Source organism: Candidatus Pelagibacter sp., from assembly GCF_052049935.1.
In the GTDB taxonomy this organism is placed as follows: Bacteria; Pseudomonadota; Alphaproteobacteria; order Pelagibacterales; family Pelagibacteraceae; genus Pelagibacter.
On the sequence record NZ_JBNGZA010000001.1, the window covers coordinates 58620 to 75094 of the forward strand.

At 27.6% G+C, this 16475-nt stretch carries 20 protein-coding genes; 7 read left to right on the forward strand and 13 right to left on the reverse strand.

Annotated features, from left to right (window positions below):
* Positions 1 to 102 precede the first annotated feature (102 nt).
* Positions 103 to 564 carry a cytochrome c gene (locus tag ACTT90_RS00210; RefSeq protein WP_440932252.1) on the reverse strand — a complete coding sequence of 154 codons (462 nt, stop codon included), beginning with the start codon at positions 562 to 564 and terminating at the stop codon, positions 103 to 105.
* Between ACTT90_RS00210 and ACTT90_RS00215 the strand changes: the two genes are divergently transcribed.
* A complete protein-coding gene (locus ACTT90_RS00215; protein WP_440936899.1) occupies positions 565 to 1092 on the forward strand; it encodes a cytochrome b in 528 nt (175 codons plus the stop codon).
* Here the strand turns inward: ACTT90_RS00215 and ACTT90_RS00220 are convergent.
* Positions 1085 to 1801, reverse strand: coding sequence for a methyltransferase domain-containing protein (locus tag ACTT90_RS00220; RefSeq protein ID WP_440936900.1), 717 nt, complete (start codon positions 1799 to 1801; stop codon positions 1085 to 1087). The two genes, ACTT90_RS00215 and ACTT90_RS00220, sit on opposite strands and share 8 nt — an antisense overlap.
* Before the next feature lie 51 nt (positions 1802 to 1852).
* Between ACTT90_RS00220 and ACTT90_RS00225 the strand changes: the two genes are divergently transcribed.
* Both ACTT90_RS00225 and ACTT90_RS00230 read left to right on the forward strand, forming a co-directional pair.
* Positions 1853 to 2806, forward strand: a complete 954-nt coding sequence (locus ACTT90_RS00225) for an ADP-ribosylglycohydrolase family protein (RefSeq protein ID WP_440932255.1) — start codon at positions 1853 to 1855, stop codon at positions 2804 to 2806.
* The gene (locus tag ACTT90_RS00230; protein WP_440936901.1) at positions 2806 to 4116 is read left to right on the forward strand and encodes an MATE family efflux transporter; all 1311 of its coding nucleotides are present in this window, start codon (positions 2806 to 2808) and stop codon (positions 4114 to 4116) included. Before ACTT90_RS00225 ends, ACTT90_RS00230 begins: the two co-directional genes overlap by 1 nt.
* On the opposite strand, the gene ACTT90_RS00235 is transcribed toward ACTT90_RS00230, so the two are convergent.
* On the reverse strand, positions 4113 to 4550 hold the full coding sequence (locus ACTT90_RS00235; RefSeq protein ID WP_440932257.1) for a DUF4396 domain-containing protein: 438 nt from the start codon (positions 4548 to 4550) through the stop codon (positions 4113 to 4115). The genes ACTT90_RS00230 and ACTT90_RS00235 overlap by 4 nt on opposite strands.
* Before the next feature lie 51 nt (positions 4551 to 4601).
* Here ACTT90_RS00235 and ACTT90_RS00240 point away from each other — a divergent pair, with 51 nt between their 5' ends.
* Entirely contained in the window at positions 4602 to 5615 is a 1014-nt protein-coding gene (locus ACTT90_RS00240; protein WP_440936902.1) for an MBL fold metallo-hydrolase, read from the forward strand.
* A gap of 14 nt (positions 5616 to 5629) precedes the next feature.
* Positions 5630 to 6232 (forward strand): LysE family translocator, encoded by a 603-nt coding sequence (locus ACTT90_RS00245; RefSeq protein WP_440936903.1) that lies wholly within the window; start codon positions 5630 to 5632, stop codon positions 6230 to 6232.
* Here ACTT90_RS00245 and ACTT90_RS00250 read toward each other — a convergent pair.
* The 10 genes from ACTT90_RS00250 to folE form a co-directional block, all read right to left on the reverse strand.
* Positions 6227 to 6595, reverse strand: a complete 369-nt coding sequence (locus ACTT90_RS00250) for a thioredoxin family protein (RefSeq protein ID WP_440936904.1) — start codon at positions 6593 to 6595, stop codon at positions 6227 to 6229. The genes ACTT90_RS00245 and ACTT90_RS00250 overlap by 6 nt on opposite strands.
* 95 nt (positions 6596 to 6690) lie before the next feature.
* Entirely contained in the window at positions 6691 to 8277 is a 1587-nt protein-coding gene (locus ACTT90_RS00255) for a CRTAC1 family protein (protein WP_440936905.1), read from the reverse strand.
* Position 8278: 1 nt separating this feature from the next.
* A complete protein-coding gene (locus ACTT90_RS00260; protein WP_440936906.1) occupies positions 8279 to 8587 on the reverse strand; it encodes an AzlD domain-containing protein in 309 nt (102 codons plus the stop codon).
* Complete coding sequence (locus tag ACTT90_RS00265) at positions 8584 to 9282, reverse strand: AzlC family ABC transporter permease (RefSeq protein WP_440936907.1); 699 nt, start codon at positions 9280 to 9282, stop codon at positions 8584 to 8586. The genes ACTT90_RS00260 and ACTT90_RS00265 overlap by 4 nt, the downstream gene beginning before the upstream one ends.
* Positions 9283 to 9296: 14 nt before the next feature.
* Positions 9297 to 10352 (reverse strand): ABC transporter ATP-binding protein, encoded by a 1056-nt coding sequence (locus tag ACTT90_RS00270; RefSeq protein WP_440936908.1) that lies wholly within the window; start codon positions 10350 to 10352, stop codon positions 9297 to 9299.
* A complete protein-coding gene (locus tag ACTT90_RS00275) occupies positions 10352 to 11959 on the reverse strand; it encodes an ABC transporter permease (protein ID WP_440936909.1) in 1608 nt (535 codons plus the stop codon). Before ACTT90_RS00275 ends, ACTT90_RS00270 begins: the two co-directional genes overlap by 1 nt.
* Complete coding sequence (locus ACTT90_RS00280) at positions 11960 to 12976, reverse strand: extracellular solute-binding protein (protein WP_440936910.1); 1017 nt, start codon at positions 12974 to 12976, stop codon at positions 11960 to 11962.
* A gap of 78 nt (positions 12977 to 13054) precedes the next feature.
* A complete protein-coding gene (locus ACTT90_RS00285; protein ID WP_440936911.1) occupies positions 13055 to 13945 on the reverse strand; it encodes a LysR family transcriptional regulator in 891 nt (296 codons plus the stop codon).
* Positions 13945 to 14946: an MDR family oxidoreductase gene (locus ACTT90_RS00290; protein WP_440936912.1), complete on the reverse strand. Its 1002-nt coding sequence runs from the start codon at positions 14944 to 14946 to the stop codon at positions 13945 to 13947. The genes ACTT90_RS00285 and ACTT90_RS00290 overlap by 1 nt, the downstream gene beginning before the upstream one ends.
* A gap of 1 nt (position 14947) precedes the next feature.
* The gene (gene folE, locus ACTT90_RS00295; protein WP_440929883.1) at positions 14948 to 15553 is read right to left on the reverse strand and encodes a GTP cyclohydrolase I FolE; all 606 of its coding nucleotides are present in this window, start codon (positions 15551 to 15553) and stop codon (positions 14948 to 14950) included.
* Between the two features lie 77 nt (positions 15554 to 15630).
* Here folE and hisI point away from each other — a divergent pair, with 77 nt between their 5' ends.
* Together hisI and ACTT90_RS00305 are read left to right on the forward strand one after the other, a co-directional pair.
* The gene (gene hisI, locus ACTT90_RS00300; protein ID WP_014953470.1) at positions 15631 to 16098 is read left to right on the forward strand and encodes a phosphoribosyl-AMP cyclohydrolase; all 468 of its coding nucleotides are present in this window, start codon (positions 15631 to 15633) and stop codon (positions 16096 to 16098) included.
* On the forward strand, positions 16098 to 16472 hold the full coding sequence (locus tag ACTT90_RS00305; RefSeq protein ID WP_440936913.1) for a DUF2237 family protein: 375 nt from the start codon (positions 16098 to 16100) through the stop codon (positions 16470 to 16472). Before hisI ends, ACTT90_RS00305 begins: the two co-directional genes overlap by 1 nt.
* Positions 16473 to 16475 lie beyond the last annotated feature (3 nt).

The following is a 16475-nucleotide window of genomic DNA, read 5'->3' on the forward strand; positions in this document are numbered from 1 at the left end:
TGGTCGCATCTCAATCAGTAATTTTTTTCTCAAATCATCTCTCATTATAAAATAATTCTATTTCAATAACTTAACTATATAATTTTTATTTAAAATAATTTTTTAATGTGAGGCTCTAAACTTCGTATGACAAGATTTACAATTGGCCCACATAAGTTTGCCGATTGAACCTCTGATGTCATCAGTGGTTTCAATGATAGATGCTAATTCAATCATATCGTTTGAAGATTTAGTCATCAGAGCGTTAAACTCATCTTTGTTTTCCCATATGGCAGGAAGTGACTCTGTTTTAAAACCTTCTTTTGTATTCTCTGGAAAATATTCTAATAAACTTTTATAATTTTCACTCATCTCTTTCATTAATTCTTTGGCCTCATCAAAATCACCATTAGATACAAGAGATTGTACTCTTTTTGCTGTGTTATAATTTTTACTAAAAATTGCTTTTCTTCCTTTAATGATTTCCTCAACAGATAAATCAGAATATGCTGGAACAGTTAAAGTTATTAAAAAACTAAACAACAAAATATTTTTAAAAAGTAATTTAATATGTTTTAATTTCATATGAAGATATTTAATACTATATCGGAATACGGTGTTATTTCAAAATCATTTCATTGGATAACAGCAATTTTATTATTTTTACAAATTCCTGCTGGCTTTTATTTGGTTGGTTTAGATTTTGGAGAAGATAGAATTACTGTAGAAAATTATCACGTTATAGGTGGAATTTTAATATTTTATATTACAATTTTAAGATTAATTTATAAAATTTTTAATCCAACTCCTTCATTAAATAGCAGTCTTTTTCCAGGTCAAAAATTAATTGCAAAATTAAATCACATTTTTTTATATTTAACAATTTTCACAATTACAATTTCAGGAGCTTTAAAAAAACTTTTGGGAGGTGAAAAATTAGATATTTTCATAAATAAAATTAAAATTCAAAGTAACTTTGAACTTGCTGAAATATTTTATGAAGTTCATATATATGCAAATTACACATTAATAGCTTTAATTTCTTTACACATATTCGCTGTAATTATTCATAAAATTATTTTTAAAGAAAATATCTTAAGAAAAATTACTTAACCTTATTAATTATCAAGCAATTGAGTGAGTCTATAAATCTTAACGTTTTAGGATAATTAAAATTAATCTCATTCATTCCTTTTTCTAATTCTTCTTTCTTAAAATCAAGAAGAACTGAGATATATTTTTGTTTAATCATATCCAAATATGAGCTTCGATTAATTTTTACTTTAAAATTAAAAATTTTAATTTTTGTATTTTTATAATTTCTTAATATTTTTTTCTTTATAACTAAGTCTTTTTTTAAAGATTGGATTAATCTTTTCTCCATTTTTGAAAAAGTTGGGATTTGGGTTTGTTTTTCATTAATAGAAAAAATCATAAGTTTTCCATTATCATTCAATGTATTTTTGCAATATTTTATTAATCTTGAGATATCTTTTAATGGAAAAAAATGAATTGTTTGTTTTATAATTATTAGATCAAATTTTCTTTTATTAATTGATAAAAATTTGAAAGTATCGATCTTTTTAAAGATAATATTTTTATCTTTATCTTTATGATTAACAGGATCAATTCCAATTGGTTTATTTCTTAATTTTGCTTTAGTTTTTATTTTTCCTAAAATCTTACCTCTGCCACAACCTATATCTAAAATATTTGAATCTTTATTAAGTTTTTTATTTTTTATTAAAAATTTAACAAAACTATCAATGTATTCTTTTGAAGAAAGCCATGTTTTATTATCCCAATTTTTAAGCTGAGGCATAATTTAATTTAAATTAATTTTATTTTAATTTAAATAAAGTATTACTAACTAATGTTAAAAAAACTTCATATTTTTTTAGGTGCAACAGTTGCTGATGCAGCTGCTAGACCGTTACATTGGGTATATGATGAAAAGAAATTAAAATCTTATTTAAAAAATAAAAAAGAGATAGCGTTCTTAAAAACCAACAAGTGTCCTTTTTATTCAATAAATACTGGGGAAGTATCTGGATATAATGATGTTGGGCAAGTAATGTTCAAAACTCTTAAAGGCAATAAAGATAAGAAAACATTAATTGATGATTTTAAAAAAAATATAATTAGAAACTTTGGTCCAGGCTCAAATTATTGGAAAAATTTAAAATTTAGAAAAAAATATAAAAAAATTAAGTGGACAAAACCAGTTAAAGGTCCTTGGATCCATCAAAATATAATGGAAACAATTCAAAATATTAAATCAAAAAAGAGAATAACTGGTGGTAAAAAAGTGAACGAGTCAGATGGTTATTGTGCAACATTACCTTATTATCTTCAAAATCAATCTCTCAGTAAAAGCAAATCAATTATTAAAACTGTTGCGAATAAGAAGTTAAGCGAACAATTTGCTTTAGCAAAATTAGAAATAATCAACTTTGCTGATCAAAAATACAAAGATCCAGTAAATTCATTTTTAAAAAAATATAAAAACAATACCTATTTTAAGGATGTGATAGAAAATATTAAAAAAGTTAAGAAAGATAAAAATAAACCACATACTATTGTTGTAAAAAAATTTGGTAAAGCTTGTAGTTATCCTGGTACATTTAATGGATCAATTCATGCTATCATTACTTCTACTAATTTTAAAAGTGCAATTAATAAAACTATAAAAGCTGGTGGATGTAATTGTTCTAGAGCAAACTTTGTTGGAGCTTATTTTGCAGCTTTAAAAGGAATTAAAGGTATTCCTAAAGAATGGATTTCAAAAACTAAACCTGCAAAAGAAATTTTGAAACACATTTCTTAATGCAAGAACCATCAATTAGTTACATTTTAAAACTCTCTATTCCAATTTTTTTTGCAAATTTAGCAATTCCTATGGTTGGTATCATTGATACTGCATTAATGGGAAACTTAGGAAATTTATCATATCTATCAGCTACATCAGTTGCAACTAATTTATTTTCAATGATATTTTGGAGTTTTGGTTTTTTAAGAATGGGAACTGTAGGAATGGTTTCACAAGCAAATGGTAAAGAAGATTTTGATGAGATCACTAATATTGTTTCAAGAAATTTATTATTTGTTTTAATAATTTCTATCTTTTTAATAATTATTCAAAATTATATTCTTTATATAAGTCTCAGAGTATTTGAATTATCTGATGTAACTCAAGAGCTTTATAAAGAATATTTTAATATAAGAATTTATTCAGCACCAGGAGAGTTAACACTTTATATAATAACAGGTTTATTTGTTGGACTACAAAAAACTAAAATCTCAAGTATCGCTGTTGGTTTTTTTTCAATTCTAAATATTTTTTTGAGTATAATTTTAGTTACAAAATACGAACTAAATATCAAAGGTGTTGCTTACGGAACATTGTTTTCAGCTTTAATCACATCTACAATTTTTTTAATTTACACTTTTATTTACTTAGGAAAAATTACAAGACTAGCCCTTAATTTTGATGAAATATTTAATATTTCAAAATTAAAGAATATTTTTAATATCAATTTTAATATCTTCATAAGAACAATCCTTCTTACTTTTTCTTTTTTGTGGTTTACATTTTTAGGCACAAATATTGGGGAAGAATATGTTGCTTCCAATACAATTTTGATTAATCTAGTTTTTTTATCAGCATTTATTCTAGATGCTTACGCTTTTTCAACCGAAGGGATGGTGGGTTATTCTCTTGGGAAAAATAATTTATCTTTATTTAAAAAAATTTTAAAAAACTCATTTATTTTAAGTTCTATTACTGGATTTGTAATTTCAATTATCTATTTTCTATTTAACGATTTTGCAATTAACTTGATGTCTGACATTGATGAAGTAAAAAAATTAAGTTCATCATTTGTAGTTTGGTTAATCATTTTACCCTTTATTGCATCTTTCTGTTACCAATTTGACGGTATTTTTATCGGCGCATCTCAAACTCAAGAATTGAGAAATGCTATGATGTTTTCTGTATTTTTTTATTTGTTGATTTCAATTGTATTAACAAAATATTATTCCAATACGGGGGTTTGGATTTCACTTTGCTTGTTTATGATTTTAAGAGCTTTGTCTTTATTTTATTATTTAAAAAATATAATTAGAAGATTTAATTAATGACAAGCTATTCCATACTTTTTTAATCTCCAATAATTATATGGCCATGGAGTTAAAAACCCAACAATCAACATTATTGGAACAACCCACCAAGTTAACATAGCGCCGCCTGTTAAAATGTAGTCAGTCAAATTCATTGCTACTTCCATACTAATCATAGAAATTAAACTCATACCCGCTGCTGTTTTAAGTGCATTAGATAGACTAAAGTTTTGCAGCATTAAAATTATTGTCTCTAATATTATACTTGTAATTAATCCATTTATTATTGCTAAAACCATTATCCCTAAAACTGGAAAAGGAATTTGTGAAAGTTGAAAAAATAATATTGTTCCAAAATCACCTACTGCGCATCCTAGTACACACCAAGCAGTATTCTTAGCGCTTGTTTTCCAAGTGTGTTTACAATTCCAATCAATATTAGACGTGTTCATAACTTTTATATAATTGCTTTTAAGAAGATTCACATATGATAAATTAACATTATGATTTTTAGGCAAATGTTTGATTTAAAATCAAGCACATATACTTATTTGATAGCATCAGGAAAAGGGAGAGAAGCAGTTATAATTGATCCTGTTTTGGAAAATGTTCAACAATATTTAAGTATTTTAACTAATCTTGATCTGAAGTTAGTAAAAGTAATCGATACACATATTCATGCAGATCATATTTCCGGTATAGCTGAACTTCGAGATAAAACAAACTGTGTAACTATTATGGGAGATCAAACTCCAGCTGATGTAGTTGCAATGCGTGTGAGCGATGAAGATAAAATACCTTGTGATGGCTTTGATTTACAAGCTATCTACACTCCTGGTCATACTTCTGAAAGTTTTAGTTATCTTATGAAAGATAGAGTTTTTACTGGTGATACTTTACTAATAAAAGGCACAGGTAGAACAGATTTTCAAAATGGAAATCCAAAAGACTCTTATAATTCCATATTCAATAAATTACTTAAACTTCATGAAAATACATTGGTTTATCCTGCGCATGATTATAAAGGAGAGACTGTAACTACTATTGGAGAAGAGAAAAATTTTAATCCAAGATTACAAGTTAAATCTGTTGATGAATATGTGGAGATAATGAATAACCTTAATCTTCCAGATCCACAAATGATGGACATAGCTGTTCCCAGTAATTTGAAACTAGGAATAGATTTCAATAAACAAAAAGTAAACAATGGGATTGAGCCTGAAAAATTCAATCAAATAAAAGAAAATGAAAAATCTTTATTAATTGATTTAAGAGAACAATGTGAAATTGATAAAAATGGAATAATTAAAGATAGCAAAATTATTCCTATGAATAAAATTAATGAATACTTAGAGGAAAATAAAAAAGATTTGATAAATAAAAAAATACTTTTTTATTGTGCTCATGGCCATAGATCAACTCTGGCAGTTCAGATTTCAAAATCTTATAATCTTTCTAATTGTTATCATTTAATTGGTGGATTAAAAAATTGGAAAGACAAAGGTTTGGGTCTTTAAAATCAATAACTAAAATGACTACATACATTTCATTCATATTCACAGTAATACTATTCATGATTGTTCCTGGTCCATCGGTATCTGTCATTGTTGCTAATACTTTAAGGTATAATTTAGGTGCTGGAGTTAAAACTGTTATAGGAACTGTAAGTGGTGCGGCATCGATGTTTATTATTTATGCATTTGGGTTTGATTTATTAAGTAAAAATTTTCAAACATTTTTAAATTTTGTGCAATGGATTGGAATCCTCTTTTTGTTTTATATGGGTTTTGTAATGATAAGAGATTCAAAAAATTTAAATATTAAATTAGAGAATAAAAATAATAAAAATTTTTATTTACATGGGTTTTTAGTACTTTGGTCTAATCCAAAAATGCTGGTTATGATGGCAAGTATCATTCCAGTATTTTTAGATTTTAATCAAGATACTTTTAATCAAGTAATAATATTAGGAATAATTTTCTGCACCCTAGGTTTAATTTCTGACTTAATATACGCTCATATAGTGAACTATATTAAAGAAAATTTTTTTAAGAAAGATTTATCTCTAATTGGAAAGTTCTCAGGAACTTGTTTAATCTTAGGATCTTTTTGGCTTTTAAGTCTTAGATTATAATACAGATTCAATAATTGAATAAATCTTATCTTTATTAGTTTGACCAATAGATCTATGGACTTCTTCATTATTTTTAAAAATTAGAAGTGTTGTTTGATATTGTACATCAAACATTTGAGCAATTTCTTTATTGGTTACATCAAATTTAAAATATTCAATATTATCAAAATCATTTTTAGCTTTATCTAAAACTTTCATTTGACTAGCACAAGATGTGCAATAATTAATCCAAGAACTAACTATTACAACTTTGCCATCAGCTTGAGCTTTATCAAATAATTCTTTTTTAAAAGTTGTTTCTTTTGATATTGAACTGCTGTTAAAAACAAAAAAACAAAAAGTTATCAGAAAAATTTTTTTCATGAACCTTTTATAAAGTTTAGTTTGTTTTTTTCAAGAATTTTATAAATAAGTCAGAAATTTTTTCTGGCTGAATTATATTCTCCTATTTAAAAAAGTTAGTTATTAATTTTTATTGTTTGATTTTTAGGTATCTTTTTAATTTCAGTTCTATTTCCGTTAATAAGATCAATCACAATGTGTTCAATTTTTTCATTTTCATCCAAACCTATAATCCAAGAATTGGTTTGATCCGACATAAAACCTTGCCCATTTGTTATTTGGAAATAAAAATTTCTATCTTTATCTGATTTAGCGCTAACTTTTGCCCCTACAAATTTTGCTGTTTCAGGGAAAATTATTTTTACAAAATCTGGTTTTGTAACAGGACCTTTGTTAATGAAAGCTCTTGTTTCTGACAATATATTGACATAGACCATATCGTAATAACCATCATTATTAAAATCTGAAATTAGTGGGATTAAACCAAAATTGAAATTTTCAACATTGGCAATCGATGTGACTGAAGAAAACTTATTGTCATGGTTTAATAATAATCTTCCTGGAGCCTTACTCCATTTATGCACAAACCAACCTCTATAGTTTTCCATGACTATCAAGTCATTTGTTGAATCTCTGTTTATGTCACCACAAGCTGCTCCCCAGGCAAATTCTAAAGAATTTAAACCTTTTTCCTTTGAAGTATTAATGAATTTTTTTGTTTTCTTGTTGTACTCAGACAGCAACCATTCAACATCAACTTTTTGGTTATCTAACAAATCTCCCCTAACAAATCTTTTTGGAATAGTGTTTCCTGCGTTAGACATGAAAATATCTTGAAAACCATCAGAATTAAAATCGCAAATAGCAAGGCCCATCCAGAAGCCGTAATCAGACAAATGAGGTAGTTCAGTAAATTTATTCTTATTATCATTTCTAAAAACAGTAGGACGTCCAGTATTCAAAGCTGCTACAATGTCTAAATCGCCATCATTATCATAATCAACAAATGATGACAAAAAAGTATTTTGATTTACCGCTGTTCCACTTTCATTGGTTATATCTATGAATGTAAGTTTATTTTTATCAAAGTTGGAAACAAAAAGTTTATTTGGTTTTCCATGAGCTACCTCGTTAAATGTTGCTTTTTTAAATTTTGATGAATTTATGAAAGTTGAAAAATAAAAATCATAGTGATTGTCATTATTCAAATCAGCAGCTGTAACTGCAATTGCTGTAACATCTTTTCCTAAATCAAAATTGAGTCTTTTTTCTTCAAATCTAAAGTTTCCTTTATTCAAATAAAGGTAAACACCATCATTTCTACAAATTATAATATCTGATTTTCCATCATTATTATAATCAATGCTCAAAACTCCATAACTTACTTCGGAACTCAAAAAATCTTGATTATTAACAACGATAAACTCATTATCTTTGAATTGAAAAAGAATATCTTGTCCTTGCCCACCAGCTATAAAAACTTCTTCTATACCATCATTGTTTGCATCAATTAATGCTGCACCTAAAAATTCGAAACCATTGCCCTCTTCAAATTCATGAACAAAAGGAAAGTCTATTTCTTTAAATTTGGGTATTGAAGTATTCAAATTTTTAGGATCAACATCTTTTACTTCATCTTGTTGATATATAAATGAGCAAGAAGATAACGATATGCTCAAAATTAACATAAATAGATATTTCATGTTAGACAAATATAATTATCCAGTAAGCAGCTAAACCTGAAATTATTGTCGCAATAATATTTTTGCTTAAAACTCCTATAATAACAGCAACTATTGATGCATATATCTTAGGGTTATTTTCTAAATCAAAACTCCCAGTTTCATTTAAAAAAATTGCTGGAAATATAATTGCAGGAAATATAGCTGAAGGCACATATGCTAAAATCTGCCTAACTATAGGATTCATTTTGCTCGCATCAAAATAATTTAAAGATAAAAATTTTGATAAAAAATTTAAAATTCCTGCAGCAATCATTCCTGCCCAAATCATGAATTATTTCCTTTTTTAAATTTAATAATTAAGAAACCAACAAATAATGCAGTAAGACTAGATAAGATAATGTAAGATTTTAAAGGTGCATTAAATAATACTAGAGATAAAATTCCTGAGACCAAAATAACAATAAGATGATCAATTTTTCTAAAATAATTTACGAGTAATGCAATAAATGTTAGTGGGATTGTATAGGCTAAACCTAACTCATCTGGAACTATGGATCCTAAAAAAATTCCTAATAAAGTTGAAATTTGCCAGATAGACCAAAGTGTAAAGCCAGATCCTAGAAGATAATAATGTTTTAAACGATTATTTTCATTAGCTCTAAAATAAGTATTTGATACAGCAAATGCTTGGTCGGTTAACAGGTAAGACAAGATAATTTTCCATCCCATAGGAAGTTTGTTTAAATACTCGCTAAAAGTCGCGCCGTATAAAAAATGTCTTGAATTAACAACAAATGCAGATGAAACAGCAATAATTTGGGAAGCTCCACCAGACAGTAATTGCAAAAAAACTATTTGAGACGCTCCTCCAAAGATAATAAATGAAGTTGCAAAAGTTTCTAAAACACTAAAGCCCAATTCCATTCCGATTGCACCAAGAATTATTCCAAAAGGAACAACAGGAATTAGTAAAGGTAAAATATTAACAGATCCCTTTAATGTAATTTTTAATTTTTCATTCATTTGTGAGACGTTTACTAAAAGCAAACTATATGATCAATATGAATCGGTCTTTTAATACCAAATTTTTCATCAACTTCGTGTTGATGAATGTGGTGTGAATGAACAAAAACAGGTATTAACATTTCACTTGGTGTTTTGAGGGTATAAATAAAGTTTGTACCTCTAAATTTTCTATCAACTACTTCTAATTTTAAATTACTTTTATCATCATGTTCTAGATCTTCTGGTTGTAGAAGTAATTTTACTTCTGATCCTTTTGGATAATGCTTGATAAAATTTCCTTCTATAGTCCCAAGATCTTTATTTTCTAATGAGTTTTCACCTGTAACTTTTGCAGGAATTAATATTCCTCTATTTAAAAAATTAACTACTTCTACTGAATTTGGAAAATGATAAACATTGTAAGGATCATCATATTGTTTTAGTTGACCATTTAAAATAATCCCACATTTGCTTCCTAAGTAAAATGCCTCATAAGAGTCGTGTGTAACAATTATAGTTGTTATTTTATACTCACTCAGAATTTGCTTTAACTTTACCTGAATTTCCTCTTTAAAACTTTGGTCTACATTTGAAAGAGGCTCATCTAATAATAATAGATCTGGCATTGACAATAATGATCTTGCTAAAGATGCTCTTTGAGCTTCTCCTGAACTTATTTGGTGAGGATACTTATTTACAATATGATCAAGATGTAAAAAATTTACTACATCATCAATTTTTAATTTTTTTTTTCGTTTATTTCTTTCAGCACCAAAAGAAATATTTTCTAAAACTGTATAGTGTGGAAATAATGAATTATCTTGGAAAGCTAAAGATATATTTCTTTTTTCAGGCTCAACATGTTTTTCTTTTGATGACAACAATCTTTCATTAAGAACTATTTTACCTGAATTGATTTTTTCTAATCCTGCAATTGTTCTAAGAATTGTAGTTTTACCAATACCAGATGGCCCAAGTAAACAAACAATATCTCCTTCATTTTCAATATTAAATGAAACATTGTTAACTTTGTTTTTATTGCTAGCTGCAAAAGTTACGTTTTCAATTTCTAAAAAACTTTTTTTCATTAATCTCTTAATATGTATTTAGATGTAGTTAAAATAAAAATACTTGCAATAACAATTAATATTAAAGATGGAGCGGCAGCCGCTTCTAATAAATCTTGTGATGCAAATGTATAAGCCTTAGTTGCAAATGTTTCAAAATTAAATGGTCTCATTATTAATGTAATTGGTAACTCTTTTATAATCTCTATAGATAACAAAATTCCTATTAATAAAATTGAATTCTTTAAATATGGTAAATGAATATTAGTAAAAGTTTTAAACTTTGAATAACCTAATAAATAAGCACTTTCATCAATAGAATAATTTATCTTTAAATATCCAGATTTAATTCCATTATTAGCCAAAGAGTAAAATCTAATAAAATAAACTATAACTAATCCAAAAATTGATCCTATAAAAATTGATTTAAGATTTAAAAAGTTTGACATTGTAAAGTCTACGAAAGATATAAAACTAATAAATGCTACAGCTAAGATTATTCCTGGAATTGCGTATCCAGAAATAGAAAAAGTAGTTAACGCCTCTAAAAATTTACTTCTTGATATTCGATTTCCATAATTAGAAACAAAGGCAAACAAAATTAGCACTAAACAAGACAAAATTACTAAAGTAATGGTATTAAATATTAATTCTAAGATATTTAAATCATTAAAATGTTTTGGAAAAATTATTGTCCAGTAAAGCATTTGTGATACTGGAAACACAAAACTTATAAAAAATATACTTCCGCATATTAAACTAGCTATTTTAGATTTATAACCTTGAAGTTTAATCTTTGATTTAGTTTTAAAACCACCTTTAGCTGATGAATGATACTGGGCTTTTTTTCTTGAAAAATTTTCAATGAAAAACAAGGCTAAAATAAAGAGGAGCAAGAAAAATGATATTCTATTGGCTAAAACTAAATCATCAAATGCAATCCAAGCATTATAAATTCCAGTTGTCAAAGTAGATATTCCAAAAAATGATACTGAACCAAAATCAGATAATGTTTCCATTGCAACTAAAGAAAGTCCAGCAATTATAGCTGGTCTTGCTGAAGGTAATATTATTCTAAAAAAAGATTTTGATTTGGAAAATCCTAAATTTTTTCCAAGATCAATTAAATTTTGAGATTGATAATTAAATGAGGCTCTTGTTAGAACATACACATATCCAAATATTGAAAACGAAATAGAAATTATTGCTCCAATCATGCCATCCAATTTAGGAATATATTTATTGTAATCACCTTCACCAAATAGATTTGTCAAAACTGCAAATGCTGTGCCATAATTTTCAAAAAATGCTGTTAATGAATATGAATAAATATAAGCAGGCACTGCAAATGATAAGATTAAAGCCCACTTATAAAAATTAACTCCTGGAAATTCATAGAATGAAACTAAGTAAGCAGCTCCTACTCCAATAATAAAAGTAATAATTAAAACTCCAAATAAAAGTAATAATGAATTGAAAATATACTCAAATAAGAAAGTATCTTTTAAAACAGAGCTATAAGAACCAGTACTTTCAAAAAAACTTCCAAAAACTGTCAAAATTGGGATAGCAACAAATAGAGAAATTAAGAATGAACTTAGATACCAAATATTTATTCTACTAGACATCTATTTCCATCCCGAAATAAGCATCATTTTAAATGCATCTGATTGATAATTAATAAATTCTGACACAGGTGTTTTTAAATCTTGTTTAAAGTTTCCCATAGACTCAATTAATTCATGAGACTTAACATTATCAAGAATAGAATATTCAAAAGTGTTTTCTACAATATGCCTTTGAGCTTCTTCTGTTAGTAAAAACTCAATTAGTTTTAAGGCATTCTTAGGATTAGGGGAATTTTTTAAAATTCCTACTCCACTTATATTGATATGTGTACCTCTATCATTTTGATTTGGAAAATAAGGTGTTACTTTTTTTGCTGCTTCTTTTTGTTCTTTACCCTTTTGACCTGACAACATTAATGCATAATAATAAGTATTAGCGATTGATAAATCTGCTTCACCAGCCGCAACTGCTAAAATTTGAGCACGATCATTTCCTTTAGGTGATCTTGCAAAATTAGATACAAAATTTTTTAACCAAAATTGAATTTTATCTTTTCCATTATTATGGATTAATGAGGCAATCAAAGATTGATTATAGATATTATCTGATTTTCTTATAACAATTCTATTTTTCCAAATTTCATTTCCTAAATCTTCGTATCGTAAATTCTTAATTTCCTCATCAGAAACTCTATCTTTTGAGTAAAAAATTACTCTTGCCCTTTTAGCTATACCCGTCCAATTATTAGATCTTAATGTTTCTGGAACTTGTTTTTTGATAAATGGTGAAGTGGTTGTTTGAAACATTCCATCTTTTTCAAACGATCCTAATCTTCCAGCATCTGCTGTAATATATAAATCTGCTTTTGAATTTTTACCTTCTTCTTTAATTCTTTTTTGTAGTGCTTTATCTTTTCCAGAAACAACATTAACTTTTATTCCCGTTTCAGCTGTAAATTTTTTATATAATTGAATATCAGAATCATAATGTCTTGAGCTAAAAACATTTACTTCTTCAGCAATTGCTAAATTGCTAAAAAAACTAATTACAAATAATACAACAGCCAATAATTTCATATTTAATGATTAAATAATTGAGAATTAATCTAGTTGCGAATGATTATCAATCGCAATATGGTTTGTCAACCTTTATATTTACGAATTCCAATCTCCTATTTTACTAAATAAGAAATTTCTAAATGCTTGAACTCTTGCAGTATTCTTTAATGATTGAGGATAAACGAAATGCGCTTCAGTTATTGGTCCTTCTGATTTTGGAAGAACTTTTATCACATTTGAAGAATTGGTAACTAAATATTCAGGTAATGCTGCTAATCCAACCCCAGACTCTACTGCTAGAAGTAAACCCATTACACTGTTTACTTTCATGATAGTTTTTCTTTTTTTTCCATCAGGCATACCCAATTTTAATGCCCAGTCTGGATTATAAACTGGTGAAGGGGCACCTTTACCAAATGAGATAAATTTATGCTTATTTAAATCATTTATAGTTTTTGGCATTCCAAATTTTTCTAGATATTTATTTGAACCATAGATGTAATATTTAAGATCAATCAATTTTTTTTGAATATAATTTAATTGCTTAGGTCTTCTCATAAAAATACCAATGTCTGCTTGTCTTGTGCTCAAATCTAATTCTTTATCCTCAAAGATTAATTCAATTTCTATTTCTGGATTAAGCCTCATAAATTCTTGAATTCTTGGTGTTAACCAGTGAGTTCCAAAGCTTCTTACAGTTGTGATTGTAAGTTTTCCAGTTGGCTTATTTTTTTGATCTCCTAAAGAAGTTTCCACCTCTTTAAGTTTACTAATTACTTCATGAGCTGTTTTGAAAACATATTCGCCATTTTCTGTAAGTGTAAGACCTCTTGCATGTCTTTCAAATAATTGAACTTTTAGATCTTGTTCTAAAGATTGAATTTGTCTACTGATTGCTGATTGACTTAAATTCAAATTAATTGTCGCGTTAGTAAAGCTTCCAGCTTCTGCAACCGCATGAAAAATTTTTAATTTATCCCAATCCATTACTTATTAAGATCCACTAAAACTCTACCTGATATCTCTCCTTTTAATATTTTAGGATAAGTTTCAATTAACTCCTCTAAACTTACAGTTTGAACAGATGGTTCTATTAAACTAAAATCGATTAAATTTGCTGCTTCTCCCCAAATAAATTCTCTTCTTTTAATGCTACAATTTGCTGAATCCATTCCCCATAATTTAATTCCTCTCAACATGAATGGAATTACATTTGTATTAAGTTCATTGGTATTTGCATTTCCACAAACAGCTATTATTCCATTTGGTTTTGTTTGAACTATTGTGTTAGCTAATATTTTTCCACCAACAGTATCAACAACTCCATCCCATAAACCTTTATCAATTAACTTTGGATCTTTATCAAATTCTGATCTATTAATTACATTTTTTGCCCCAAGTGATTTTAAGTAATCTGCTTTAGAGTCTTTTCCTGTTACTGCAGTAACATTGTATCCAAGTTTACTTAAAGCAATTACCGCTACACTACCTACTCCACCGGTTGCACCAGTTACTAAAACATCATTTACTTTTTCACCTAATAATATTCCTTCACGAGCTTGAATTGCAAATGCACTCATCAAAGATGTAAAACCAGCTGTACCTAAAATCATAGCTTGTTTAGAAGTAAGATTTGATGGTTTTTTTACTAAAAAATTTCCATCAACTTTTGCTATTTGAGAATAGCCACCATAAAAAACTTCACCAACTCTAAATCCAGTTAAAATTACTTTATCGCCTTCTTTAAATTTTGAGTTTTCACTTTCAATAACTGTCCCTGAAAAATCTATACCTGGAATATGAGGGAATTCTTTTACAAGTCTTCCACCATTTTTTAAAATCATTCCATCTTTAAAGTTTAAGTCTGAGTATTCAACTTTAACAGTTACATCACCGTGTTTTAAAAAACTTTTGTCTATTGATTTTACTTCTCTTAAAAAGTTCTCACCTTCTTGATTGAGAACTATAGCTTTGAAATTGTCTGACACTTTATTTGCTTATAAACCTTAAATATCTATTTTGAATTGAAAGATCTTCTTTAAATTGGCCAAGGAAATAATTTGTTACAGTAGTAGCGTTCTCTTTTTTAATTCCCCTCATAGTCATACATTGATGAGCAGCATCGATAGTAACAGCAACACCCTTAGCATCAAGCGCAGTCATTAAAGATTGTGCAATTTGCATTGTTAGTCTTTCTTGAGTTTGTAATCTTTTTGAAAATACCTCAACAACTCTTGCAAGTTTACTTAAACCCACAACTCTGTCTTTTGGAATGTATGCTAAATGCGCTGTACCTACTATTGGTGCCATATGATGCTCGCAATGACTTGTAACTGAGATGTTTTTTTCAACAACCATGTCATCGTAACCTTCAACATCACCAAATGTTTTTTCTAAAACTTTATTCGCATCTAAGCTGTAACCGCCAAAATACTCTTTATATGCTTTTAAAACTCTTTTTGGAGTTTCAATTAATCCTTCTCTACTTGGATCTTCGCCCATCCAGCTAAGTATAGTTCTGAAAGCATCTAAAGCTTCATCGTCTGAAACTTTTTTTGATTGTTCATTTAAATTGGTATCTTTTACTAACTTCATCGTAGGGACTTATACATATAAATTAATATTTTTAAAATATTTAATATAAACAAAATTGTGCTACAAAATCACTTCTTATGTTCAAAAAAAGAGAAAATGTTGAGGAAATAGAAGAAGGAAATCTTCTTTCACCAAAATTTGATAATGACGGATTAATTCCAGTCATAACTATGTGTGCAAAAACAAAGGATATTTTAATGCATGGTTATATGAATGTTGAGGCATTTCAAAAAACAATAGAAACTAAAGAAGCTCATTATTTCAGTAGATCAAGAAAAGCTATTTGGCATAAAGGTAAAACAAGTGGTTTTGTTCAAAAAGTTACAGAGATCAGAATTGACGATGATCAAGACTCGGTTTGGCTTACAGTAGATATTGGAGAAGGTGCTAGTTGCCATGTTGGATACCGTTCATGTTTTTATAGATCAATTCCTTTAGGTCCAATTGATAATGCAAGAAAAATCGAAATGAAATTTCTTGAAGATGAAAAAAAGTTTGATCCTGAAGAAGTTTATAAAGGTCAACCTAATCCAACAAAAATTTAATGTCAGAAAAACAAAAAAATGTTCTTGGAGAAGAACTTGAGGATTGCTCACAAGATCCACTAACAGGCTGGTATAGAGACGGATGTTGTAACACTGATGAAAATGATCGTGGTGTTCACACTGTTTGTGCAAAAGTTACAACTGAATTTTTAGAATGGTGTAAAGAAGCTGGTAATGATTTAATTACACCTCATCCAGAATTTGGATTTCCAGGATTAAAAGATGGAGATGGATGGTGTGTTTGTGCGACTTGGTATGCACGGGCAGTCGAAGCTGGTAAAGGTTGTCCAATTAAATTGAAAAGTACTCACGAAAATACTTTAAAACTAATTCCAATTGAAACTTTAAAAAAATTTGCAATAGATCTTTCTTAAGAT